The 21412-nt window shown below is 71.9% G+C and carries 18 protein-coding genes and 1 tRNA gene (1 of these 19 only partly in view); 8 read left to right on the top strand and 11 right to left on the bottom strand.

All coding sequences use genetic code 11. From position 1 onward, the window contains the following. Positions 1 to 38: 38 nt before the first annotated feature. The 3 genes from PSED_RS24295 to PSED_RS24285 all read right to left on the bottom strand — a co-directional run bounded on the left by PSED_RS24295 (position 39) and on the right by PSED_RS24285 (position 2934). A complete protein-coding gene (locus PSED_RS24295; RefSeq protein ID WP_013676884.1) occupies positions 39 to 830 on the bottom strand; it encodes a phosphatase PAP2 family protein in 792 nt (263 codons plus the stop codon). Next, positions 827 to 1789 carry a hypothetical protein gene (locus PSED_RS24290; RefSeq protein ID WP_143770598.1) on the bottom strand — a complete coding sequence of 321 codons (963 nt, stop codon included), beginning with the start codon at positions 1787 to 1789 and terminating at the stop codon, positions 827 to 829. The genes PSED_RS24295 and PSED_RS24290 overlap by 4 nt, the downstream gene beginning before the upstream one ends. A 506-nt stretch (positions 1790 to 2295) precedes the next feature. Continuing rightward, on the bottom strand, positions 2296 to 2934 hold the full coding sequence (locus tag PSED_RS24285; RefSeq protein WP_013676882.1) for a DedA family protein: 639 nt from the start codon (positions 2932 to 2934) through the stop codon (positions 2296 to 2298). A gap of 205 nt (positions 2935 to 3139) precedes the next feature. On the opposite strand from PSED_RS24285, the gene PSED_RS24280 reads away from it, so the two are divergent. The 5 genes from PSED_RS24280 to PSED_RS24260 all read left to right on the top strand — a co-directional run bounded on the left by PSED_RS24280 (position 3140) and on the right by PSED_RS24260 (position 8024). Further along, entirely contained in the window at positions 3140 to 3865 is a 726-nt protein-coding gene (locus PSED_RS24280) for a response regulator transcription factor (RefSeq protein ID WP_013676881.1), read from the top strand. Beyond that, positions 3862 to 5274 carry a HAMP domain-containing sensor histidine kinase gene (locus tag PSED_RS24275; RefSeq protein ID WP_013676880.1) on the top strand — a complete coding sequence of 471 codons (1413 nt, stop codon included), beginning with the start codon at positions 3862 to 3864 and terminating at the stop codon, positions 5272 to 5274. Before PSED_RS24280 ends, PSED_RS24275 begins: the two co-directional genes overlap by 4 nt. Positions 5275 to 5295: 21 nt before the next feature. Next, entirely contained in the window at positions 5296 to 5748 is a 453-nt protein-coding gene (locus PSED_RS24270; RefSeq protein WP_013676879.1) for a DUF1707 SHOCT-like domain-containing protein, read from the top strand. A gap of 81 nt (positions 5749 to 5829) precedes the next feature. After that, on the top strand, positions 5830 to 7008 hold the full coding sequence (locus PSED_RS24265; RefSeq protein WP_013676878.1) for an MGDG synthase family glycosyltransferase: 1179 nt from the start codon (positions 5830 to 5832) through the stop codon (positions 7006 to 7008). Then, the gene (locus tag PSED_RS24260) at positions 7008 to 8024 is read left to right on the top strand and encodes a DMT family transporter (RefSeq protein WP_013676877.1); all 1017 of its coding nucleotides are present in this window, start codon (positions 7008 to 7010) and stop codon (positions 8022 to 8024) included. The genes PSED_RS24265 and PSED_RS24260 overlap by 1 nt, the downstream gene beginning before the upstream one ends. A gap of 151 nt (positions 8025 to 8175) precedes the next feature. Here the strand turns inward: PSED_RS24260 and PSED_RS24255 are convergent, their stop codons facing one another. The 3 genes from PSED_RS24255 to PSED_RS24245 form a co-directional block, all read right to left on the bottom strand. Continuing rightward, a complete protein-coding gene (locus PSED_RS24255; RefSeq protein WP_013676876.1) occupies positions 8176 to 8991 on the bottom strand; it encodes a COG4705 family protein in 816 nt (271 codons plus the stop codon). A 198-nt stretch (positions 8992 to 9189) separates the two neighbouring features. After that, positions 9190 to 10005 carry an ABC transporter permease subunit gene (locus PSED_RS24250; RefSeq protein WP_013676875.1) on the bottom strand — a complete coding sequence of 272 codons (816 nt, stop codon included), beginning with the start codon at positions 10003 to 10005 and terminating at the stop codon, positions 9190 to 9192. Continuing rightward, entirely contained in the window at positions 10002 to 10955 is a 954-nt protein-coding gene (locus PSED_RS24245; RefSeq protein WP_013676874.1) for an ABC transporter ATP-binding protein, read from the bottom strand. The genes PSED_RS24250 and PSED_RS24245 overlap by 4 nt, the downstream gene beginning before the upstream one ends. A 269-nt stretch (positions 10956 to 11224) precedes the next feature. On the opposite strand from PSED_RS24245, the gene PSED_RS24240 reads away from it, so the two are divergent. Beyond that, entirely contained in the window at positions 11225 to 11464 is a 240-nt protein-coding gene (locus tag PSED_RS24240; RefSeq protein WP_132975694.1) for a hypothetical protein, read from the top strand. Positions 11465 to 12404: 940 nt separating this feature from the next. On the opposite strand, the gene istB is transcribed toward PSED_RS24240, so the two are convergent. The 5 genes from istB to PSED_RS24215 form a co-directional block, all read right to left on the bottom strand. Next, the gene (gene istB / locus PSED_RS24235; protein WP_013676872.1) at positions 12405 to 13217 is read right to left on the bottom strand and encodes an IS21-like element helper ATPase IstB; all 813 of its coding nucleotides are present in this window, start codon (positions 13215 to 13217) and stop codon (positions 12405 to 12407) included. Continuing rightward, the gene (istA, locus tag PSED_RS24230; protein ID WP_013676871.1) at positions 13214 to 14806 is read right to left on the bottom strand and encodes an IS21 family transposase; all 1593 of its coding nucleotides are present in this window, start codon (positions 14804 to 14806) and stop codon (positions 13214 to 13216) included. Before istA ends, istB begins: the two co-directional genes overlap by 4 nt. A gap of 269 nt (positions 14807 to 15075) precedes the next feature. Beyond that, positions 15076 to 16596, bottom strand: a complete 1521-nt coding sequence (locus tag PSED_RS24225) for a tyrosine-type recombinase/integrase (RefSeq protein ID WP_013676870.1) — start codon at positions 16594 to 16596, stop codon at positions 15076 to 15078. Positions 16597 to 16676: 80 nt separating this feature from the next. Next, positions 16677 to 16750 (bottom strand) — tRNA-Arg (locus PSED_RS24220). Beyond that, positions 16741 to 18498, bottom strand: a complete 1758-nt coding sequence (locus tag PSED_RS24215; RefSeq protein WP_013676869.1) for an N-6 DNA methylase — start codon at positions 18496 to 18498, stop codon at positions 16741 to 16743. The genes PSED_RS24220 and PSED_RS24215 overlap by 10 nt, the downstream gene beginning before the upstream one ends. Before the next feature lie 66 nt (positions 18499 to 18564). On the opposite strand from PSED_RS24215, the gene PSED_RS24210 reads away from it, so the two are divergent. Further along, a complete protein-coding gene (locus PSED_RS24210; protein ID WP_013676868.1) occupies positions 18565 to 19389 on the top strand; it encodes a PP2C family protein-serine/threonine phosphatase in 825 nt (274 codons plus the stop codon). Positions 19390 to 19423: 34 nt separating this feature from the next. Continuing rightward, on the top strand, positions 19424 to 21412 hold the 5' portion of the coding sequence (locus PSED_RS24205) for a bifunctional copper resistance protein CopD/cytochrome c oxidase assembly protein (RefSeq protein ID WP_013676867.1). It continues 192 nt past the right edge of the window; only the first 1989 of its 2181 coding nucleotides appear in the window; its start codon is at positions 19424 to 19426; its stop codon lies off the right edge, out of view.

Here is a 21412-nt window from a genome sequence, read left to right as displayed (position 1 = left end):
AGTGTTTGCCTCCACCTTGCCGCGAGAGCCGTCGTTGCTCACCTGCGGGCGGGCGGCCGGTCCTCGTGCGCCGGGATCGAGCCGAGTGGAATGAGCGGGTCCGCGGCGGCCACCTCCCCCGGGGAAGGCTCGACGCGGAAGAGCGCGCCCACGCACACCGTCAGCCACGCACCGCCGAGCAGCCAGCCGTCGAGCACGTCGCTGGGCCAGTGCACCCCGAGATAGAGCCGACTGACGCCGATGGCCGCCACGGCCCCGGCCGCGAGGGCGACCGTGGTCCATCGGATGAGCGTGCGTGTCGTGCGTGTGACCACGACCGCTGCCACGATCCCGAGGACGACCGTAGAGCTCAGGGCGTGCCCCGAGGGCAGCGAGTAGCTGCTCTCCGCCGCGAGCTGCCAGGACTGCGGCGGCCGTGGCCGGGCAACGAGGTTCTTGACCACGACGACCAGTACCCCGGCACCGCCCAGGGCCACGACGACCACGGCCGCGGCACGGATGCGGCGCTGCCACAGCAGCACGGCGCAGGTGGCCACGGCGACCACGACCATCCCGAGCGTGCCGCCCGCCGCCGATACCACTGACATCGCCGTCGTCGCCGCGGCAGAGCGCTCCTGCATGATCCACGTCAGAACAACGGTGTCGGGCCCGAGCGGCCCCAGACCGTGCATCGCGACGATCGAGGACAAGACCGTGTGCGCGCCGAACAGCACTGTTGCGCTCACGGCGGGCACGAAAAGGGGATTGCGGGCGTACGCAAGCGCGATGAGGACGATCACGGCGGCGAGGACGAGGGCGTCCTGTGCCGCGAGCAGCGCGATCGTGCTCACCGCGCGGTCAGTGCGAAGAAGTCCCGCTGGTCGGCCTGCAGGTAGCGGTCGACCGGGCCCGGCATCGTCGGCAGCAGAGGGGTGCCGACGAGCTGGGCGGGCAGGTGAGCGGTGTGGTCGTAGGTGAACATGTCGACCATTTGGTTGTGGATGTCGAGCTCCATGCCGGTGACCGCGCCGGCCTGCGTGAGCGCAGCGGCAAGTGTTGCCAGCGTCAGGCCGGCGCCGCCGACGTAGACCAGGTCGTTGTGCGCCGTGACGCCGAGGCCGGACCGCCAGGTGTACTGCAGCTGGTTGCTCGCCGAACCCCACTGCCCGCCGCCGTTGATGTCGAGACCGGGCACGACCTGACCGTGGTCGATGATCAGATCGAGATTCTGGCGGACCGCGACGACGTCGGGGCCGGCGCCGACGTCGCGGCCCCACGCTCCGATGTGAACGACTCCGGAGGAGTCGATCACGGCCGACGCCGCGCCGTCGCGCAACGGAACCGGGGTGCGGCCATCGGCGGAGAACCCGCCGTTAGCGTCTTTCATCTTGAACCCGGAGTTGAACGTGGCCAGCAGGGTCGGGCGGGAGGCCGCCGGGACGCGCCCGGCCTCAGGCCAGCCCAGCCCGCTGGGCTCCCGGGTGCCCGGGATCAGTCGGGTGCTGACCGTGCGCTGGTCGAACCGCGCGATGCCCGCGACGACGCTGGCATGGGCGGGATCGGGGCGGATGAACGTCGTCAGCACCGACGCGGCGTGCCCCGGGATCGCCTGAGTCGGGGTCCAGACACCCTCGCCGGCGAGCGCGGGAGTGATCAGCGGTGCGACCGGCGCGACAGTGATCGGCCGCGAGGGGTCGGTGGTGACGACCGGAAGGGAACGGGAGTCCGGGGCCGTATCGGCGGGTGCGTGCAAGCGGTAGTAGACGTTCTCGGCGAGGTTCACCACGGGAGCGCCCCCGTGGTCACGCACCCACTCCACGGTCCGCACGAGAAACGACGCGTTCCCCGGATACGCCAGCGCTCGAACGTAGGAGACCGTCACGGGGATGAGCACAGCGATCATGGCCAGTCCGACCCATCGGCGCCGCCGGCGCCACCCGGTCCTGGCCGCGCGCCGGGAAGGCGTCCGGTTGCCCGTGGGTTGCGGGGCGGAGGGCTGTCCGGGGTCGTTCGCGGCGGTGGGGCGGGAGACCGTGACACCGTTCATGCCATAGACGCTATGGACGTGCTGGTACGGGCCTCACCAGCAGGAGGTTAGAGGTTGGGAACCATTCGAACGGCGAGCGTTTCACCCCGGTGGCACACCCCTCGGGCGGCAAGACAGCTGAGGCCTTGGCCTGTGGCGCATGCTCGCCCCGACAGCGTCTAACCCGGCGCGCTGGCGCCGACGGGAGGCAGGATGTCAGGTCGGCCAGCCCGTCGCGGAACGTGGCCGCATGACTCCATCTCGGTCCGCCCACCTCGTCGAGCACCAGTTCAACGGCCGGCTCGGGCACGCCGGCGTTCCCGGCGAAGCTCCACCGCCAGCGGAAGCAGCGACACGACAATGACCAGCGCGATGACCGGCAACAGGTAGGCGTCGACGCCGGGGACCGTCGCGCCGAGCGCGTATCCCGCGAGTACCAGACCGAGGGTCCACAGCAGACCGCCGACGACCTGCCACATGATGAACGTAGCCGCGGGGGTGCGCAGGGCGCCGGCGACCGGGTTGAGGACTGTCCGGACCACCGGGATGAACCGGGCCAGCACGATCGCCTTCGCCGGCCCGTAGCGGGCGAACATCTCCTCTGCCCGCCGCATCCCCGCGAGCAGTCGTGGATGGCTGGACCGAACCTCGAGGGCGCGCCCCGCCCGTTGCCCCAGCCAGAACCCGGTCTGGGCGCCCGCGAGGGCGCCGGCCGCTGCTGCCAGTAGCACCCACGGGAGGCTCAGGTGAAGTGCGCCGCTACCGGCTGCGCACAGCAGACCCGCGGTGAACAGCAGCGAGTCCCCGGGCAGGAAGAAGCCGATGAGGAGCCCCGTCTCGGCGAACAAGACGACGAGGATGCCGATCGTCCCGAACGACGACAGCAGGTCGTTCGCGCTGAGTGGGTTGAGCGCAAGGATCGTCGTCACATCTCTCCTCGGTGCACGTCACCTCGGCGGCGGTTCCCCGTCGCAACGACGTCGACGCTAGGCCCCTCAATGCGCGGGACCGGCCAATCGCGAGTAAGCATTTGGCAAGCATCAGCCGGCGCCGTTCGGGGGCGGTGAGCGGGCTCTTACCCATCTCCGACCCGCGGCACGGCTACCGTTCACCCTCCTGAGCGACGGTGTGGGCATGCACGGGTCCCGGGCAGATGATGTGGTCGTGCCCCAACGAGTGTTGGTCGTCGACGACGACCGGGCGATCCGCGACTCACTCGAACGCGCGCTCGGTCTGGAAGGCTATGAGATCGGCGTGGCGGTCGACGGGGTCGAGGCGCTCACCATGCTGCGGCGGGAATCCTTCGACGCGTTGGTCCTCGATGTGATGATGCCCGGCGTCGATGGCCTCGGTGTTTGTCGCGTGCTGCGCGCCGACGGCGACCGGACCCCGGTCCTGATGCTGACCGCGCGGGTGGAGACCTCCGACCGGGTCGCGGGGCTCGACGCCGGCGCCGACGACTACCTGCCCAAGCCCTTCGAGCTCGACGAGCTGTTGGCCCGGCTGCGCGCCTTGCTGCGACGCGCGGCACCGGTGATGGTCCAGGAGCAAATGGAGGCGTCGGCGTTGCAGGTCGCGGCCCTGCGCGTGGACGTCGCCGCGCGTCGCGCGTGGTGGGGTGAAGCCGAGCTGGCGTTGTCGAAAACGGAGTTCGACCTGTTGGAGCTGATGGCGCGCAACGAGGGCATCGTGCTGGACCACTCGACGGTCTACGAGCGAATCTGGGGCTACGACTTCGGGCCGGACTCGAAGAACCTCGCCGTGTACGTCGGGTACCTCCGGCGCAAGCTCGCCGCGGCCGGGGCCCCGTCGTTGATCTACACCGTGCGCGGCGTCGGCTACGCGCTGCGACGGCCGTGAACCTGCGGACGCGCTTCGCGCTGGCCTTCGCCGTCGTGGCCGCCGTGGTGGCGATCGCGGTCGGATGGCTCAGCTACGACGCGTCGGCCCAGCGGATCGGTCAGGAGATCGACACGACGCTGAGCTCGGCGACGGTCGCCCTGGCCGACGGCCGGAACGACGTCCTGACCGCCGTGCCGGTCACCGTGGGCCACGGGCACCACGGCGAGGCCCGTCCCCTGGTCGCGCAGACGGTGGCGCCCGACGGCACCACGGCGCACCTCGGCGGTGAGGCGGTCGACCTGCCGGTCGACACGACCGCACGGGCCATCGCCGACGGGACCGCGCCGCCGGGCACGGTGGACGTCACCGAGGCGGACGTGGGCCACGGCACGTACCGGATCATGACGACCGCGTTGAGCGGCGGACGAGGTGCGCTGCAGGTCGCGGCGGACGTCGAGCAGACTCATGACCTGTTGCACGACATGGCGATCGAGATCGCGTGGGTGAGCGCGATCGTCCTGGTCGTCGCCGCGCTCGCGGGCTGGCTCCTCGCCTGGCGCATCACGCGGCGGCTCATCCAGCTGGCCGGGATCGCCGAGGACGTCAGCCTCCACGGCGGGATCGACCGGCAGATTCCGGTCGAGGGCCGCGACGAGGTCGCACGGCTGTCAACGTCGTTCAACACGATGCTCGGGCGCCTCGCCGCCGCGCGCGACGCGCAGGAGCGGCTGATCCAGGACGCCGCGCACGAGCTGCGCACCCCGCTGACCAGCCTGCGGACCAACGCGAGCGTGTTGCGCCGCTTCGCCGACCTGAGCCCTGCGGCGCAGGACCGGCTGGTGAGCGACGTGCAGGGGGAGACGCGGGAGCTGAGCCACCTGGTCGACGAGCTTGTCGAGCTCGCGCTGGCCGGTGCGATGGACTCGCCGGAGGAACCGGTGGCCCTCGCCGACGTGCTGATCGCGGCTGCCGAGCGGGTGGGGCGCCGCACCGGGCGCGCGATCGTCGTCGACGCCGACCGCTCGGTGGTCCGGGGACGCCGGCAGGCCCTCGACCGGGCCGTCGGCAACCTGATGGAGAACGCCGTGAAGTTCGACGGCTCAGGTGTCGAGCCGATCCAGGCGACGGCGCACAAGGGCCGGATCTCGGTGTCAGACAACGGCCCCGGTATCGACCCCGAGGACGCGGGACGGATCTTCGACCGCTTCTACCGGGCCCGCAGCGCCCGCGGGCTGCCCGGATCCGGGCTCGGGCTCTCGATCGTGCACGACGTCGCGGCCTCGCACGGCGGCTCGGTCTTCGCCGACCGGCGTTCCGGCGGCGGGGCGACCGTCGGCTTCACCGTCGACCCCGCGCGGCTCTTACCTGACTCCGAACCGGAGCACGACGGCAGTTCACCGCCGCCGACCAGCCTTGGGGGCACCTGACCGATCGTCCCCGGGAGCACGATGCCCAGCCAAACTCACCGTGGCGAGCCCACCAGCCGGCACCGCTCGATCACCCCTGCCACCCCAGTGCGGGCCTCGGACGCGGAACGCGCCGACGTCTTTGCGAACCTGCACGAGGCGCTCGCCGCCGGGCGGCTCGACCTCGCCGAGACCGACGAGCGCGTCGGCGACGCCTACGTCGCGCGGTACCGCCACGAGCTTGCGCTCCTCGTGTTCGACCTGCCCACCGCGGAGGCCGACCGGCGCCGACCCGGCGACGACCGGACCAGGTCTGCGCTGCGCGCGATAAGGGAGCGTGCGGCCCGGCGCCCGCTCGCGGCCGCTGGCGCACTGGTCATCGCCATCGGAGCCGCCGGGGGTGTCGTCGAGGCGTCGGTGACCGACGACGGGACCTCGGGGCCGCCCGGCGTCGCGCACTTGCACGACCATCCCGGCGCGCCGCTTCCCCGCTGACGTCCAGCCGTCTCCGATTCCCCGCCGTCCTCCGCACCGCTCCCCGCGTCCTCCTCCGATCGAGACCCGAGGTTCCTCCCCATGCCCGCACTCCTCGCCGACCGCCGTGCCCGCCCGCACGGCCGTCGCCGCGCCGCCCGCCCTGCCGCGATGCAGCTGGTCGCCCCGCCGGTCCCAGGCGCCGGCCGTGTCGTCATCCTGGGGGCGACCGTCGGCCAGGGCCACGAGGGCGCCGCCCGCGAACTGGGCCGCCGCCTCGCCGGCTCGGGTGTCGAGGTGACGATCCACGACTACATCGACGCGGTGCCCACTGCCGCAGGGTGGATCCTGAAGGACCTTTACGCGCCCACCGTCCAGCACGCGCCCCGCGTTTTCGACGGGATCTTCCGAGGGCTCGAGCGGCCCGGTGCCCTGCGCAGGGTGACCGAAGGCATCTGTGCCATCGCGGAGCCTGCGGTCGAGCGTTGGGTCGGTGACGCCGACGTCGTCGTGTCGACCTATCCGCTCGCCTCCCGCACGCTGGGCAGGCTGCGTCGGCGTGGGAGGCTCGCGGCCACGTCGATGACCTACCTGACCGATCCCGCCGCGCACAGCCTCTGGTGCGACCCGGACGTCGACCACCACCTCACGGTCACCCGCGCGACCGCCGCGGACGCCTCCCGCTACGGAGTCGAGGCCGTCGCGGCCGGTCCGCTCTGCAGCCCTGCCTTCAGCGCGGCGCCGAGTCCCATCGACCGGGCGTCCCTCGGGCTGCACGGGCCGGACCCGATCGTCCTGCTCAGCGCCGGCTCGCTCGGAATGGGCGACGTCCCCAGGACGGTCGAGGCGATCCTGCGGCACCCCCGTGCGCGCGCACTCGTCCTTTGCGGCCGCAACGACGCGCTGTGGCGGCGCTGGGACGAGCCGCGGATCGCCGCGCTCGGTTGGCGCGACGACGTCCCCGCCCTGATGGCGACCGCGGACGTGCTCGTCCACAATGCCGGCGGCCTGTCGTTCACCGAGGCCCTTGTGGCCGGCCTGCCGGCGCTGACGTACCTGCCGATCCCGGGACATGGTCGCGCCAACGCGGCGATCCTCGAGCAGTCCGGAATCGCCGCCTGGCCACGCACACCCGACGATCTCGTCGCGGCCATCGAGCAGCACCGTCGCGACCGCGCCCCGATCCTGCCGCAGTGGGCCGCCGGGGCCGACGCCGCGGCCATCGTGCGCGACGAGCTCACCGCCCGGTCCGCGGCGGGCCTGCGCGCCAGCGGCTTCTGATGTCAGTGATCGGGGCGGTCACCGTCGCCGCGGTGGCCGCGAGCCTGATCGGCACCGCCGGCGTCGCCCAGCGACGAGGCTCGATCAGCGTGCCGCCGTTCCCCGCTGGCGACCCACGCCTGATCGGCGCGCTGGCCCGCAGCCAGTGGTGGTGGATCGGCACCGGCGCCTCCCTCGCCGGCATCGCCCTCCAGATCCTGGCGCTGGCGCTCGGTCCGATCCTGCTGGTGCAGAGCGTGATGACGACCAGCATCGTCGGTGCGACGCTCGCCGAGCGATTCCTGCTCCATCGGCGGAGCTCCGGCGAGACATGCGCCGGAATCGTCCTGACGGTGGCCGGTCTCAGCGGACTGCTCCTGGCGCTCGATCCGCACGCTGGTGGCGCCCCGGGACCGTCGGCGCTCACCACGGTCGGCCTTGCCGCGGCCACCATCGCGGTCATGGTGACCATCGCCGGCTGGGCGCGCCGTCGCGCGCTCGGCCCACGTGCGCGGGCGCTCGGGCTCGCCCTCGGGACCGGGCTCGGGTACGGCCTCAGCGCGGTCCAGCTCAAGCAGGTCGGTGCCCAGGTCGCCAACGGCATCGCCACGCCGCTCGGCCACCCCGCGATCTACGCCGCCGTCGTACTGGGATCGCTGGCCATCCTGCTGAGCCAGCACGCTCTGCGTGAGGGTGTCGGGGTGGCCGCAGTCGTCTCGGTGATCCTGGTCGTCGACCCGGTCGTCGGGCTCGTCGCCGGCGGGCTCTGGTTCGGCGACGCCGTGACGACGTCACCGGTCGCGCTCGTCCTCGCGACGGTCTGTGCGACTGTGCTCCTCGTCGGCATGGTCGCCACCCAGTCCTCGTCGGACCAGTCCGCACCCGGCGCATGTCCGCACGGTGCGGACATCGACGGCGAACGCCCGGTCACGGCCCAGCCGGAACCGGGCGGCAGCCGCGACGTCACACCGGCACATGCCCGGGAACAGGTCGTGAGCGCGGCCGCACAGGGGCCGGGCACGACCCGCCTCAGCTGAGCCGCTGAGCGGGGGTGACCCTGGATGACGCGAAGCGCGGGCTCCTGCGGCCCGGCCCCACCGAGTCGGTGGTCTCGTCGCTGCGCCCCCGTCGCGCGCCACCGGGGGTCGGAACCGGCTCCCGTCCCACGCGAAGGACCCGCTGACCGTGTCAGCCGCGTCGGGCGAGGCGATTCTGCCGGGCGTGCACGGCGACGGCGGTCGCGATGGCGACCAGCAGGACAAGGCTGATCGCTCCGGTACCCAGGTCGAGGCCACCGCGCGCCGGTGGGACGGCGATCCAGTCCGCGAACGACGCCCCCAGCGGCCGGGTCAGCACGTAGGCGACCCAGAATGCGGGAACTGCGCCGAGGCCCCACCATCGGTGCGCGATGACCGGGACGGCGAAGACGACGGCGAACAGGATGCCCGAGGCGAGGTAACCCAGCCCGAAGCCGGTCGCCGTGAGGTCACCCGCGGCCGTGCCGAGCGCGAACGTCGCGCAGACGGTCGTCCAGTAGAAGCACTCACGTCGGACGGTGACGATGCTGTGGATGTCGAGGGTGCCCTCGACGCGGTGCCAGAGCAGGAGCACGGCGGCCACGGCGACCGCGAAACCGATCGTGGACGCGACGTAGGGGATGCCGATGACGACGTGCAGGACGTCGGCTGCCATCGTCCCGAACACGCTGACCATCGCGACGGTGGCCCAGTAGAGCCAGGGTCGGTACCGGGTGGCACGTAGCTGTGCCGCGAGCAGGCCGCTGAGCGCGAGCAGCGCCCCCAGGACCGCGATGACGGGGTCGATCGTGCGGGCGAGCCAGTCGGAGGCGGTCTCGCCCATTCCCGTCGTGAGGATCTTGATGATCCAGAAGACCAGGGTCAGCTCGGGAACCTTGATCCCGCGAGCCCGGTGTGGCGGTGCGAGATGGCGGGCGCTGTCGGTACCTGCGACGTCGTGCTGTCGTCCGAGTGGGGACGATGTCATTCGAGCGACTCCGGTTCGGGTGCGGGGAACGGGTGAACGGTTGGGGGTGCGAGGGGGTCCGGGCGGGCTCCGTCCGCGAGGAAAGCCGGTCATGGGCCGTCGTCGTGTCGCGGATCGGGAAGCCTTGCCGGCGTCGTGCCGCCCGGTAGCCGATGCGGGAACGAGCCGTGCGAGGGCGGCGCAGGTTGGTCGGCGCCACTACACGTCGCGACGCCTCAGCAGCACTGCGGCAACCACTGTCGCGATGACGGCATAGGCGGCGAAGACGGCCATCCCCGTCCAGGGCGCGAGGGCCGCGGGGTCGGGGATCACCGACAGGGCGGCCTGTCCGGCGTTGGCGGGCAGGTACGGGCCGATGGTGTCCTGCCACGAGCTCGGCAGCACACCGACGATCGCCGGGAGCACGAGCAGCACCCCGAACAGGGCCGCGATCCCGCCCGCGGTGTTGCGGACCAGCGCCCCGAACGCGATCCCGAGGACGCCCACGAGGGTCAGGTACACGCCCGTCGCGACCACGACACGCAGAACACCGGGGGCCGACAGGCTGGTGGAGTGCGTGCCGAGCAGGGCCTGCCCGCCGAGGAACGAGACGAACGACGTCGGCACCATCAGGACGGCCGTCAGGCAGGTGAAGACGATCAGCTTCGCCCACAGCACGGGCAGCCGTGCCGGGACCGCCGCCATCGTGGCCCGGATCATGCCGGTCGAGTACTCGCCCGTCACCAGCAGGACCCCCAGGGTGCCCACGGCCAGCTCGGCGACGGTATAGCCGTTGAGGCTGGTGACGACAGGGTCGAACCGGGCGAGCTCGCGAGGGCGCATGTGCGCCCAGTCGGCATTGGTGAAGAACGATCCCACCCAGCCGACGCCGATCATCCCGACGACCGAGATCGTCGCGACGAGCACGCTCGACCACAGTGTGCGGAACTTGATCCACTCCGAGGAGATCGTTCGTGGAAGCGTGACCGCTCCGCCGGCGGGGGCGGTGGGTGCCACAGGGATCGTGGTGCTCATCGCCGCCCTCCCGTGCTCGTCGACATCGCCGGCGGTGGCTCGGCGGTGCCGGGTGTGCCGAACTCGACCGCGTCGCGGGTGAGTTCCATGAACGCTTCTTCCAGAGAGCCGTGTATCGGGGTCAGCTCGAACAGGGCGATCCGGTGGTCGGCCGCGATCGTGCCGATCTCCTCGCTGCCCAAACCCGCCACCTCGAGTGTGTCGGCGCCGGTCGTGGTGACGGTGACGTCCGGGCCCGCCAGCAGCGCCGACAGAGTGGTGGCGTCCGGGGCGCGGACCTTGACGTGGGCGCCCGCCGCCCGGGCGACGACGTCGGCGACCGGGACGTCGGCGAGTAGCCGGCCTTTGCCGATGATGATGACCTGATCGGCCGTCAGCGCCATCTCGCTCATCAGGTGCGACGAGACGAACACGGTGCGGCCCTCGGCGGCCAGTGACCGCAACAGGTTCCTGATCCACAGAATGCCCTCGGGGTCGAGGCCGTTGACCGGCTCGTCGAGGATCAGCGTCTTCGGGTCGCCCAGCAGTGCGGACGCGATGCCGAGCCGCTGGCCCATGCCGAGGGAGAATCCGCGGACCCGCTTGTTCGCGACGTCGGAGAGGCCGACGAGGTCGATCAGCTCGTCGACTCGACTGCGGCCGATCCCCGTGGTGGCGGCCAGTGCGAGGAGGTGGTTGCGGGCCGTGCGACCGGTGTGGATCGCCCTCGCCTCGAGGAGCGCGCCCACCTCCCGGAGCGGGGCGGAGTGCTCGGCGTAGGGCTTGCCGTTAACCGTGACGCTGCCAGAGGTCGGGGCGTCCAGCCCGACGATCATGCGCATGGTCGTCGACTTGCCCGCTCCGTTTGGCCCGAGGAACCCGGTGACGATCCCGGGACGGACCGTGAAGGTGAGGTCGGAGACCGCAGCCTTCTGGCCGTACCTCTTCGTCACGTCGCGTGCTTCGATCAACGATCCACCACTCCTCGGATTGCGTGCAGCTGTCCGTACCACTTCTCACTGGCGACTCTGCCGAGCGCGCGGAACCTATCGCCCTGCAGGTAAGCAACTAGGAAAGCGCCTCAGTGGTTCCTCAGAAGTCCGAGAGCTGGCATTCCGCTCATGATTTCCGCACCTGATACGGATGAATTCTTTGGGTCTGGATGGGCGCCCCTTTCCACAGGCCGCGCGGCATGGAAAACGGCAACCGGAACCGCCCGACCGGTGGCACCATCGGCCTCATGGCAGCGGTTCGGTGGCTGGGCGCAGTGGCGTGGGCGGGCTCCTGGTACCTGATGTACCTGGAGATCACCCGCTGGCATCATGTCCGGCCGGACCTGACGTTCAACAAGGAGCTTCTGGCCCACGACGGCGTCGAGCCGCGCCCGGGGCTGCCACTCCTGCTGCTGTACGTCACTGCCGTCGTCGCACCTGTTGCGACCGTCGCGACCGCGGTCGCCGGCGACCGGCGTCGCCGATAGGGACGGGTGGTGTGCCCGGTGGCGCAGACCTGCCGGTCAGCGAAGGTGACCCCATGGCCTCGGCGGTATGACTGTCACTTTCCCCGCAGGCCAACGGTCCACGTCAGCGTCACGGGGTCTGCCGGCGACGGCTCGAATGCAGGCGTTGACGCTCAAGGCCGCACGGGCCGTGAGAAATGCTGGTGGTCGCCCCTTGGGCGGGGCCTGTCGGCCCTTGGCTTAGCACGGCCTCACTCGCCGTCAACGGTCGCTGCGCAGGCTCCGCGATCGCCTTTGGCGACGGCCTGCGGCCGCCATTGACTGCGAGCCTCGGAGGCCGTGCCGGCGCGCCTTACCGCGGCGGGGGACAGCACCCCGCCACCCCGAGGGGACGGGCCGACACACGCGGACCCCGCGAGAGCGGAAGGCCATCATGACCAGCAAGCAGCGCACCCGGAACACAACCACCGACAATACGACCACGACGACGCCCGAGCCGGCTGCGGCGAGCGGGATCGGTGAGCGCCCCGACGGTACCGGGCAGGTGATCGGGTTCTCGGTGCGGCCGGCCGGGCGAGTGCGGACCACTGACCGGGCGGACGAATCCCTAGGGGGACAACGTCAGCGTCAATCGATACTTGGATCAGACCCGGCCGGTGGCCAAGACCATCCTCGCTGTCGATACTTGAAGGTGCGGTCATCGCGTGGAACTTCTGAAGCACTGTGGAAGGTCTCGGCCGCCCCAGAGAGGTCAACTTTCAAGATCCGTTGACACGGGGCCTGAGCAGCCCTGCAGAGCCGGCGCCGTGGTGTCAGACACGGTGCGAAGCAGAGGCTGCCGACGCGTGTCAACGGCCAGCTTGAAATCCCCGCTGGCGGCCAGTAGTTCTCCCCACTGGTGGCCAGTTGGTTCTCCCCGACGGCGGCCAGATATCTCCCCGCCTCGGGGTGGTGCTCGGGGTCAGGTCAAGGGGCTCACTCCCTTGCCGGAGGTCGCCTGAGCGAGGCGGTAGCTGTCGCCCTGCGTGACGACGATGTGGGCGTGGTGGAGCAGCCGGTCGACCGTGGCGGTGGCGAGAGTCTTCGGCATGATCTCGTCGAATCCCGAGGGGTGCAGGTTGCTCGAGACGGCCAGCGAGCGGCGTTCGTAGGCGGCGTCGACGAGCCGATAGAAGCCCTCCGCGGCGTCCGGGCTGACGGGCAGTAGCCCGATGTCGTCGATGATGATCAGATCGGTGCGGATCAGCCGGGCCAGCGCGCGGGTGATCGAGTCGTCGGCTCGGTGGCGGCGGACGAACGCGCCGAGGTCCTCGATGGTGAACCAGGCGACGGTCATCCCGGCCTCGACCGCGGCCTGGCCGAGCGCCTCGCAGAAGTGGCTCTTCCCCGTCCCGGACGGGCCGCAGACGCAGAGGTTCTCCCGCCGCCCGACCCACTCCAGGCTGGTGAGCGCGTCCTGGGTCGGGCGCGGGATCGTCGAGGCCGAGGCGTCCCAGTCCTGCAGGGTCTTCCCGGCGGGGAACCCGGCGCGGGCGCGGCGGGTCCGCAGGTTCGTCGCGTCTCGGCCGGCGGCCTCCTCGGCGAGCAGCACCCGGACCAGCTCGGCGTGGTCCCAGCGCTGGGCCCGCGCGGTCGGGACAAGCTCGAGCAGGTGACGGCGGATGTGCGGGAGCTTGAGTCGGCGGGTGAGCTCGACCGCCTCGGCCAGCGGATCACCGACCGGGCCGGCAACACCCGCCGAGCCCGCCGAACTCGGTGTCGTGGTAGCGCTCATGCGGGCTCTTCAGTCGGTCGCGGCCCAGCGGACCCAGGGCCGGACTCAGTGCCGGACTCAGTGCCGGGGTCAGGATCTGGTTCGGGGCCCGGAGTCAGGCCGAAGCCGGACCAGGCGGCGGTGCCCGGCTGGAGGCTGTGGGTCTCACCGGCCTGCGTGGCGGGCTTGGCGACGGTCTCCCCGGCTTGGTGGGCGAGGATGCGCAACAGGTCGTTCTCCGCGAACCGTCCCGCGATCGCCGCGGTGCCCAGGGCCTGGTCGACCTGCCCGGGCGGGTGCAGCTTGGCCAGCGCGACGGCCTCGGTCATCTTCCGCCGGACCCCGCGGGCCCCGGCCGCGGCCGCCTCGACCAGCCAGGCCGCAGCGCCCGGCCCGAGCGCGAGGAACGCCGCCTCCGCCGCGCTGGTGGCCCGCGGCGTCCGCTCGCCGTGCGCGATCGCCGCGCCGCTGCGCGGCGGGTAGTGCGCGTCGTCGATGACCGGGCTGCCCGGACTCGACCGTCCGTGCCGGGCGACCTGGACCGGCCCGTCCTGCCCGACGGCGGTGACGATGAGGTCGTCGCCGTGGAAGCGGACCCAGACCCGGGTGTCGACCAGCTCGTGGGGCACCGAGTAGCGCACTCCCTCGACCGAGACGGTGGCGTCCCAGTTCACCCGCCGCGTGGTGCCGAACGCGACCGTGAACGGAGTGGAAGGCAGCGGGTGCAGCCGCAGGCGTTCCTCGGCGAGCATCTCCACCGGCGGCCGCCTCGTCTCGCGGTGCGGGCGGGTGTTGACCTTCTCGCACCAGTCCCGGCAGGCGGCTTCGAGCTGGCCGAACACCCGGTACTCCTCGGCGAGGTTGACCTCGGTCGGCACGAGGTCGGCCTTGGAGATCCGCACCGTCGCCTCCGAGCCGCCCTTGGTCTGCGGGTCCGCCGGCACGCAGGTGCGGATGGTCATCCCGTAGTGGCGGGCGACGTGCACGATCTCCGGGTTGCGCACCGGGACTCCGGCGACGTGGTCGACCGAGACGGTGCGCTCGTTGTCGGTCAGCGCGTAGGTCGGCACCCCACCCAGCCGGCGCAGGGTGGTGTCCAGGCAGGCCACGATCGTGGGCAGGGTGCGGTCCCAGACCGCGAGCACGACCCGGAACCGGGACCAGGCCAGCCACGCGCACCACAGGTTCGTCCGCCGCCCGCCGATCCGTGGGCCCTCCGCCCAGTCCCACTGCAACCACAGGCCCGGCTCGGGCACCCACGGCCGCAGCACCCGCCGCTGCCCGGCGCGCAGCCGCGCCTTCGTCTCGGCCACCGCGCGACGGGTGGTGCGCTCCCCGCCGGTGAAGCCCATCGCGACGATCCGCTCATGCACGATGTCGGCGCGCACCCGCCCGTTCGAGCGGGCCACCAGCTCCTCGATCTTGGCCAGGTAGGCGTCGATCGGGCGGGCCCGGTGCTCACGGGCCACCACCGGCTCCCCGGCCGCGCGCAGCGCCACGTATCGGGCCACGGTGTGGTGGTCACACCCGGCCAACTCGGCCGCCGCACGGTAACTACCCGTGAGGTCGTAGGCCTCGAGAATCTCCACGATCTCCTCGCTCCGCTTCACCGGCAGACCCTCGCCACCGGTCATTTGCTGTGGATCACCGGGGAGATATCTGGCCGCCAGCGGGGAGAACGCCGGCCATCACCGGGGTGGTAAATGGCCGCCTACGGGGAGTCTGGACTGGCCGCTGTCAGACGCGTCTCGTGAGGCTCCTGATGAGGTCGTAGCGAGCAGAGTTGCAGGTAGATGCAGGTGTCTAGCAGGTCGTGGCGCCTTACATGAGCGGTCGTTCACCGCGCCCCGGTTGGCCGCCCCACGAACGGTTCGTCGGCCTAGGTTGCGGCGGTCGTGACGGTACTGCGGCGGCCGCGACCGCCGAGTTCGGCAAAGCCTCGTTCAGCGAGCAGTGCCAACGCCCGGTGTGCGGTGGTGGGCGAGACTCCGTAGCGATCGGCGAGATCCTTGACTGTTGGCAGTGTGTCTCCGGGAACCAATAGCCCGGCGCGGATCGCTCCTTCAAGGTCGTTGCTGATCCGTTCGTACGGCCCAGCCGGCTCCGCCGGACTCGAATCGGGAGCGAAGGTAGTTACTTCGGGTGCCAAGCCGGTGGGTAGCTGGAGGCGCCCGTTCAAGGTCTTGGCAGCTCGTTGGTCAGCTTCTCCGACCCATGCGCTATAAACCCGCAAGGTTGTCGTGCCTCCGCCTCCGTGGCCGAGCCTACCTGCGACGGTCCGGACATCGACGCCAGCCGCAATGAGCTCTGTCGCCGAGAAGTGGCGCAGTTGGTGGATGTGCATGTGATAGCCGAGCCGCCGGCACATGCGTGTATATCGCTGAGTGACCGTGTCGGGGCGGAGCGGCTCACCGTGATCGGGCGCGGCCGAGAAGATGTAGTCGGTGTCGCGGACGACGGCATCCAATAGTCCGAGGCTTCGCTCGGCTTCTGCCCGATAGGCAGCGAGCAGAGCCAGCGTCTGGGCGTCGAGAACGATGCGGCGCCGCTGGTGGGTCTTGGTGTCCTTCTCCCAGACGCGCCGGTTGATCTGCGCAAGGCTCGTACGGATGTCGAGGACGCCGGCACCGAGGTCGAGTCGATCCCACCGGAGCGCGCACAGCTCGCCGCGGCGTGCACCCGTGGTCATGGCGAGCCAGACGAACATGCCCCAGTCAGGGTCCTTGAACGCCTCGTCGACGATGCGGGCAGCTTGCTCCGGCGTCGGCGGCTGCGGATCCGGCGGCGGCTGGGATGGGGCATCGGCCTGGTGCACAGGGTTGACGCCGACCCAACGCCACTTCACCGCGCGAGCGAAGGCTCCGTTCAGCAGTACGTGGCACTGGCGAAGGTAGGAGGCCCCGAGCGGTTTGCAGGAATGCGGTCCACAGCGTTTGTCGCAGTCATGCAGCCCGAGGACACGGTGATCGATCGACCGCCCGTCGCGAGAACAGCGAGCGCGGCAGCGTCGCAGCTGCGCGTAGAACGTGTCGAGCACCTCGCCGTCGATCCGACCGATCGGCAGGCTGCCCAGGACCGGACGGATGTAGAGGCGCGCGAGCCGCTCGTACCCGGCGCGCGTCGTGTCCGCGACCTCGAGCACGTCGAGGTAGCGGTCGAGCAACTCGTTGACGGTCGCGTTGGTCCGCGTCGAGCGACGCTCATCTACTTCGTTGAGGAGCCGCGCTCGGACCTTCTTCGCCTGCGCCGCGGCAGAGGGGCCGGCGGGCACCGTCTCGACGAGGTAGTGGCGCTTGCCGGAGAGCGGATCGATGCCCGCGTACACCCGCACGCGGAACGAGCCGCTGGGGAGTTGCTCGATCTCCCCACGAGCGCGACGAGGCTTCTTGGCTGCCGCCATGGAACCAGGCTACCTACACTGGCTCCACGCTTAGCTCCATGAAGTGCGGCCGAATCCGATGAGCGATCCACTGACCTGCGTGCCCCCGGCAGGATTCGAACCTGCGACCCAGAGATTAGAAGGCTCTTGCTCTGTCCAGCTGAGCTACGAGGGCGTGCGCCCCGGACCGCCGGGGCGCGGGGAAAGGGTAGCGGTCCCGTCGACGCCCGGCGCTCGGACCTGCGGGTCTCCGGGCGCCAGCCGACCCGCGAGCAGCCCCGCCGTCCCCTGCGCGGCGAGCACCTCCGCAGCTGCGGCGGCCTGCTGGAGCTGGAGGTGCAGATCGGCGAGCCGGCGCAGGGCCGCGGCGAGGGGGCGTTGCTCGTCGAGGGGGAGGTCGGGGACGCGGACGCGCCGTTGTTCGGCACGCGACGTGCCGGCGGTGCGCAGGACCCCGGCGAGCAGCTCGGGGTCGATCCGGTCGACGTCGGGCCGATAGGCGGTGAGCCCGGGCGCGAGAGCCGCCGGTGCGTCCAGCGTCCGGGCGCACGCAGCCCCGACGACGACGTCGCCCGCGACGGCGCGGACCACGGTCGACCCGGAGCCGGGACCGCTCGGCGCGCGGGCCAGCCGCAGGTCGTCGGCGGTGAGGGTGGCCGGTGCCGGGTCGGCCGTCGACACCCTGACGAGCCGGACGACGCCGGCGCGTTCGAGGGCGGCGAGGCTGGTGGTCGGCAGCTCCCTGGTCGTGGGCTGCAGGGCGGGTGGGCAGGGACGGACCTCGGCGAGCGCCTGCGCCTTCGCGGCGTACGCGGCCGGGTCGGGGCGCGGAGGCAGCCGGGGGCTGAGGTCGACGGTCTCGGCGTCCACCGCGGCGAGCGGGCGTTCGTCGGCGGGGCGGTGGGTATCGGGCGCGAGCAGGATCGTCGTCGGACGCCGGTCGCCGGCACGCGGGCGGCGCAGCACCCACAGGTCGGCGTCGTGACCGGCTCCCACGACGGCACGCAGGGCACCGTCGTGCAGCAGGGCGGCCCGCACGCGGCGGCCCCGGCGTCGTGACGCGGCGGCCGCCGGCATCCGCACGACGACGCGACCGCCAGGGCGCACCCGCTGCACGCACCGTTGCGCCCACGCGAGCTCGGGCTCGCTGCGCGGGGGGACGCCGTAGGGCCAGGGGCCGTCGAGGTCGCGACGGTCGCCGACGGGCGGGTCGCACACGACCACGTCGGCGAGGTCGGCAGGATCCGGCGGGAGCAGGGCGTCCGCACAGACCGACGCTGCTTCGCGACGGGCCAGCCGCAGCCGGGCGGCCGCGATGAGCGCGCGGTCGGGAGCGAGGTCGACGCCGCGGAGCCGGTCGGCGCGGGCCGCGACGAGCAGCCCACCGGTGCCGCAGGCCGGGTCGAGCAGCAGCTCGCCGGGCTCCGGCGCGGCGAGCTCGAGCATCGCGGCGACGACGTCGGGCGGTGTGGGGCGCAGCCGTCGGGAGTCGGTCTCGAGGTAGCGCGCGTGCAGGAGCTCGAAGGCGCCGGCGTGCCCGTGCTCGTCGGCGACTCGCTCGGCGAGCTCCACGAACGCCGCGTCGGTCCGCTCGGTGACGCCGGGCAGCAGGGGTTCGTCGTCCCCGTCGCGCAGCCACACGAGCAGTGCCCCCGCCCGGGCGACGACGTGCCCGAGCCCGATCTCGCCACCTTCGCCCCGCAGGTGCTGCCACATCCGCTCCAGCGGGGGCATCTCGGTGGCTTTCCCGTTGCGGCGCAACCACTCCTCGACGTGGCGCAGCTCGTACCGCGGGCTCGCGGGCGTGCCGTCGACGGGGCTGGGGAAGTCGGGATGACGACGTCGCCAGTTGGAGACGGCGGCCCTGCTCACCCCGCCCAGCCGCGCGATGTCGCCCGCGCTGACGGTGGCGACCTCGCTCACGTCGATCACCCTAATTCGCCGCGTCGTGAGTTGTGAAGCGGTTACACAGCCCCCATACTTCGCGCCATGCCTTCGGCACTGCGGTTCGCGATCGGGTCCGACGTCGGCCGCAGGAGGTCGGGCAACCAGGACTCCGGCCTCGCCGGCCGCAGGCTGCTCGTGGTCGCGGACGGGATGGGCGGGCACGCGCACGGGGAGCTCGCCAGCTCGCTGACGGTCGCCGCCTTCTCCGAGATGGACGAGCAGCTCGGTCCCGACCTCTCCGAGGTCGACCTGGCCGCCGCGCTGACCACGGGGGTCTCCGTCGCCGCGCGCCTGCTCGACGAGGGTGCCCGCCGCGACCCCGGCTCGCGCGGGATGGGGACGACCGTCGTGGCGCTGCTGTTCGACGACACCCGCCTCGGCATCCTGCACATCGGCGACTCGCGGGTGTACCGGCTGCGTGGCGACGAGTTCACCCGGGTGACGCACGACCACACCGTCGTACAGGCACTCGTCGACGAGGGCCGCATCACCCCCGAGGAGGCCGCGGTCCATCCGCGCCGCTCGGTGCTGCTGCGCGCGCTGCAGGCGGGCAACGACCCCGACCCCGAGGTGTGGGTCGACGACGTGGCACCCGGTGACCGCTACCTGCTCTGCTCCGACGGCGCCACCGCCGTCCTCGACGACGACACGCTGCGCGAGCTGGTCGCCCGTGACCGCGACCCCGACGCCGTCGTGTCGGCCGTGATCGAGCTCGCGAACGAGGGTGGCGGCCCGGACAACATCACGTGCATCGTCGCCGACGTCGTGGAGGTGCCCGACGCCGACGGGGGTGCCGGGTCGGACGGTTCGGTCGACAACGGTCACGTCCTGGTGGGGGCGGCCGCCGAGGCCGCCGAAGCCGTCTGACGAGCCCGTTCGGCCGGGGCTTAGCCTGGAGGTCATGGCGCAGACGACCGCCGGGCCGGAGACGCGGAAGGCCGGGACGTCCTCGTCCGGGGCCGCCGGTCTCATCGGGCTCGGGGCGGGCATCGCGATGCTCGTCGCCGGAGGACTGACAGTACTGACGGGTGCCCGTCCCGCGACCCTGCTCGGGTTGCCCGACCCCGGCGAGCTGACGACGGTCGCGCTCCCGGCCGTCCGCGCACTCTCCGAGGTCTCGATGGTGCTGACCATCGGGTTCCTGCTGCTCGCCGCGTTCTTCGTGCCCGCCCAGCCCGACGGCTACCTCGACGTCTCCGGCTACCGCGCGGTGCGTGCCGCGTCGTGGACGGCGTCGGCGTGGTTCGTCTGCGCGGTGTTGCTGGTGCCGCTCAACGTCGCCGACACGCTGGGACGTCCCGTCGGCCAGGTGCTCGACCCGGGCCTGCTGTTCGACCTGATCCCCAAGATCTCCGCCGCCGAGGCCTGGTCGCTCACGGCCGTGGCCGCGCTGCTGGTGCTGGTCGCGGCGCGACTGGTCCTGAGCTGGGGCTGGGCGGTCGTGGCCTTCGGACTGGCGCTGTTCGGCCCGCTCCCCGTCGCGCTGACCGGGCACTCCGCCGCCGGCGGCTCGCACGACATCGCCACCGACAGCCTGGTCCTGCACGTCCTCGGCGCGTCGCTGTGGGTGGGTGGCCTCGCGGCCGTCGTCGTGCTCGCGAGCAGCCGGAGCAACCGCGACCGTGCCGCCGCGCTCGCGACGGCGGTCCCGCGCTTCTCCACGCTGGCACTGGTGTGCTGGGCGCTGCTCGCGGTGACCGGCGTGGTCAACGCGCTCGTGCGGGTGCCGCTGTGGGCCGTCTTCACCACGGAGTACGGCGCCCTGGTCGTGGCCAAGACCCTCGCCCTCGTCACCCTCGGCGTGCTCGGGGCACTGCACCGCAGGCGGACCGTCGCCGCGGCCGCCGAGGGCCGTACCCGGTCGCTGATCGCGCTGGGTGGCGTCGAGATCCTGCTGATGCTGGCGACGATCGGCCTCGCGGTCGCGTTGGGGCGCAGCGCACCTCCCGACACCGGCGCCCCGCCGCCGTCGATTCTCGAGGCGGTGATCGGGTACGACCTCGACGGCCCGCCGACGTTGCTGCGCCTGCTGTTCGACTGGCGGTTCAGCCTGATCTACGGCTCGTTCGCGATCCTGCTGGCCGTCGGGTACCTGGCGGGCCTGCGCAGGCTGCGCCGCCGTGGCGACGCCTGGCCGGTGGGCCGCACGATCGCCTGGCTGTGCGGGTGCCTGGTCGTGCTGATGGCGACGAGCTCGGGGATCGGCCGGTACGCGCCCGCGATGTTCAGCGTGCACATGGCCCAGCACATGATGCTGTCGATGCTGGCGCCGATCCTGCTGGTGCTCGGCGCCCCGGTGACGCTGGCGCTGCGGGCGCTCCCCCCGAGCGGGAAGGGACGCCCCGACGGTCCGCGCGAGTGGATCCTCGCGGCCGTCCACTCCCCGGCGGCGCGCTGGCTGACGAACCCCCTGATCACGTTGCCGCTCTTCGTCGGCAGCTACTACGCGCTGTACTTCTCCAGCCTCTTCGAGACCTCGCTCAACGAGCACTGGGCGCACCTGGCGATGAACGCCCACTTCCTGCTGGTCGGCTGGCTGTTCTTCTGGCCGTTGATCGGGGTGGACCCGTCGCCGCGCCGGCTACCGGCGGTCGCCCGGCTCGGCGTCGTCTTCGCGTCGGTGCCGTTCCATGCGTTCTTCGGCGTCGCCCTGATGAGCCAGAACGAGATCATCGGGGGGTCGTTCTACCGCGGTCTGAGCCTGCCCTGGGTCCCCGACCTGATGCGCGACCAGCAGCTCGGCGGTGGTTTGACCTGGGCTTCCGGCGAGCTCCCGCTCCTGCTGGTCGTCATCGTCCTGCTCGTGCAATGGTCGCGCCACGACGAGCGGTCGGCGCGACGCGATGATCGTCGCGCCGAGGTCGACGGGGATGCCGACCTGAAGGCCTAC

This window comes from Pseudonocardia benzenivorans CB1190 (assembly GCF_000196675.2).
Lineage (GTDB): Bacteria > Actinomycetota > Actinomycetes > Mycobacteriales > Pseudonocardiaceae > Pseudonocardia > Pseudonocardia benzenivorans.
The sequence above is the reverse complement of the archived record's forward strand: the minus strand, read 5'-3'. Positions and strand labels throughout refer to the sequence as shown.

Excerpts from the sequence above, each read along its gene's own strand:
- PSED_RS24250 (WP_013676875.1), bottom strand. The coding sequence starts at position 10,005 with ATGAGCACCACGATCCCTGTGGCACCCACCGCCCCCGCCGGCGGAGCG.
- PSED_RS24225 (WP_013676870.1), bottom strand. The coding sequence starts at position 16,596 with ATGGCGGCAGCCAAGAAGCCTCGTCGCGCTCGTGGGGAGATCGAGCAA.
- PSED_RS24260 (WP_013676877.1), top strand. The coding sequence starts at position 7,008 with ATGTCAGTGATCGGGGCGGTCACCGTCGCCGCGGTGGCCGCGAGCCTG.
- PSED_RS24210 (WP_013676868.1), top strand. The coding sequence starts at position 18,565 with ATGCCTTCGGCACTGCGGTTCGCGATCGGGTCCGACGTCGGCCGCAGG.
- PSED_RS24265 (WP_013676878.1), top strand. The coding sequence starts at position 5,830 with ATGCCCGCACTCCTCGCCGACCGCCGTGCCCGCCCGCACGGCCGTCGC.
- PSED_RS24280 (WP_013676881.1), top strand. The coding sequence starts at position 3,140 with ATGCACGGGTCCCGGGCAGATGATGTGGTCGTGCCCCAACGAGTGTTG.
- istB (WP_013676872.1), bottom strand. The coding sequence starts at position 13,217 with ATGAGCGCTACCACGACACCGAGTTCGGCGGGCTCGGCGGGTGTTGCC.
- PSED_RS24255 (WP_013676876.1), bottom strand. The coding sequence starts at position 8,991 with ATGACATCGTCCCCACTCGGACGACAGCACGACGTCGCAGGTACCGAC.
- PSED_RS24240 (WP_132975694.1), top strand. The coding sequence starts at position 11,225 with ATGGCAGCGGTTCGGTGGCTGGGCGCAGTGGCGTGGGCGGGCTCCTGG.
- PSED_RS24270 (WP_013676879.1), top strand. The coding sequence starts at position 5,296 with ATGCCCAGCCAAACTCACCGTGGCGAGCCCACCAGCCGGCACCGCTCG.